The organism is Saccharopolyspora sp. (genome assembly GCF_017434145.1).
GTDB classification, from domain to species: domain Bacteria; phylum Actinomycetota; class Actinomycetes; order Mycobacteriales; family Pseudonocardiaceae; genus Saccharopolyspora_C; species Saccharopolyspora_C galaxeae.
The window spans coordinates 1-2,272 of the sequence record NZ_JAFRFW010000769.1 but is presented as its reverse complement, the minus strand read 5'-3'; the positions used below and the strand labels follow the sequence as shown (position 1 = coordinate 2,272).

Annotated in this window: 3 protein-coding genes; all 3 read right to left on the bottom strand. The window is 69.6% G+C overall.

Annotated elements, in window-relative coordinates:
* Positions 1-900, bottom strand: a 900-nt coding sequence (locus tag IJH84_RS20850; RefSeq protein ID WP_295147930.1) for a hypothetical protein, incomplete at its 3' end; no start/stop codon positions are given.
* The gene (locus IJH84_RS20845) at positions 893-1,387 is read right to left on the bottom strand and encodes a VOC family protein (protein ID WP_295147929.1); all 495 of its coding nucleotides are present in this window, start codon (positions 1,385-1,387) and stop codon (positions 893-895) included. The genes IJH84_RS20850 and IJH84_RS20845, both read right to left, overlap by 8 nt.
* Before the next feature lie 33 nt (positions 1,388-1,420).
* On the bottom strand, positions 1,421-2,272 hold an 852-nt coding region (locus tag IJH84_RS20840; protein ID WP_295147927.1), incomplete at its 5' end, for a gamma-glutamyltransferase.

Here is a 2,272-nt window from a genome sequence, read left to right as displayed (position 1 = left end):
GGCGATCTCCGCGAGCGTGCCGGGAAGCTCCGCCTTGCAGCGCACCGCGGGAGGCTCTTGCAGCTCGATCGGCTCTTCGGCGCGGCTCGGCGCCCACTCCGGGTAGAGACCGTTGGCGGCGACGTCGAGATTCACCGCCTGCAACCGCCGCACCAGCTGGGTCACCATCGCGCGCCAGTCGGTGCCGGAGGCGCGCATCGTCAGGAAGGTGCCGTCGTAGAGCGCGCGCAGCATGTCGCGGCCGGCCGCCGGCCCGCGGTGCCCCTGCGCGGATTGCAGCAGGGAAACCCCGGAAGGCACCAACTTGGTCGCGATGCCGTTGTGGATGCGGTCGTTGAGCGCGCACTCCTCCGCCAGCGCCGAGCCCGCGGGCCCGGGCACGTCCACCTTGCCGCGCAGCAGATCACGAACGGGCCGGTAGTCCCTCGCCCAGGAACCGCTCAGGTTCGGATGCTGCCGGAACAGCGTCGAGCGGATCACCCGGCCGTAGACATCCCGCGGGCACGAGCTGGAATACAGCAGCATCTGGGAATAGCCGCGCACGTACAGCCGCGCCCGCCGCACCGCGCCGGAACCGTCCGGCACGTCGGCCATGACACCGGCGAGCAACTGCCAGAGCAGGAAGGTCACCTGGTGCCCGGTGATCCACCGGAACCAGAACAACCGGTCCACCTCGTCGCCGTCCGAGGGCACCAGCCCGGCGAGCACTTCAGGCTCCGGTGCCGTACCGGTCGGCAACCGCTCCGGGTCGTCCGGCAACGTCCGCGCGGACTCGTCCGGGCGGATCCACCGCGGCGGCAGGAACAGCGGCTCCAGCCCGAACGGGATGCCACCGAACCGCCAGGTGTCGTCGGCGGGGATCGCCACGTCCACCCCGGCGGCATCAGTCCAGTCACTCACCAGGGAAGAAGCTGAACTCATATTCCAATCCGTTCACGTCGAAGGCGTAGAAGCTCTGCATCCCGTCGGGATCGGTGTCGATCCCGCTGGCCGGTTCGTCCCGGGCGAAGGTGAATCGCCCGGAGCGGTAAAGCCGCATCCACTTGTCCCGCCACTGCACGAGCGCATCCGGTGAGGCGGCCTGCAGGCACAGGTGCTGGAACTGCTCCGCCTTGGCCGGAACGGTCGAGCGGGTTTCCGGATCGACGTTGAACAGGTGGAACCGCAGTGATCCCGCCTTCAGTTCGGCGAGCCGCGTGATCCCCGGCAGCCGGCTGTGGCTGAGCTCGGAGAACTGCTCCAGCGTCCAGGAGACCTCGCAGCCGAAGAACTCCTGGTACCAGCGGATCGAGTTGTCGAGTTCCGCCGTCTGCACTCCGACGTGGTGAAATCCGCCGATCAGTGCTTGCGCGTCGTCGCGGGCCGCGCCCGCCAAGTCCGAGGACATCGGTACCTCCTGGGATCGGTATCGGTCGCGCGATCACCGGCAGACCGCGTAGGGCTGGCGCCCGCGCGGGCTGGCTGCGGCGAGCAGCAGCTCGTTGTGCAAGTCGGTCCCGACGGCGCACACCTTGCCCATCGAGAATTCGGGCCCCGGTTCGGCGACGTGGCCGCGCCGCCGGAGTTCGTCGAAAACCTCCTGCGAGCAGCCGCTTTCCAGGCTCAGGAAGCCGGGGTGGAACTCGTGCGGGACGAACGAGGACGGCACTTGGCCGGTGCGGAACGTGGGGGCTTCCACGGCGGCTTGCAGGTCCAGGCCGAAATCGATGACGGCGAGGAAGAACTCGAGGGTGTACTGGTCCTGCTGGTCCCCGCCCGGGGTGCCGAAGGCGAGCACCGGGTTTCCCTCGCGCAGCACCACGGTCGGGCTCAACGTGGTGCGCGGTCGCTTGCCCGGTTCCAGCGAATTCGGATGGCCGCCCGCGAGGTGCATGGTCTGCCCGCGGGTGCCGAGCGAGAAGCCGAGTCCGGGGATGACCGGGGAACTCTTCAACCATCTGCCGCTGGGCACCGCCGCGACCATGTTCCCGTACCGGTCCGCGACCGTAACGCTGCAGGTGTCGTTGCGGGTGTTGCTGAGCTCGACCACGGTCGGCAGCCCGTTGCCCAACTGCCGCAGCCATTCCGCGTCCGCGGCCGGAATCTCCTGCTGCGGCGGGCGTTCCGGCACCCGGGGGACGCGACCGCCCACCGCGCCCGGCCGGAATTCGTGGTTCGCGGACCCGGTCACCAGGCTGCGCCGCCGCTCGTTGTACTCGGCGGACAGCAGCACGTCCATCGGGACGTCGGTGAAGGCCGGATCGCCGTACCACGCCTCGCGGTCGGCGAAGGC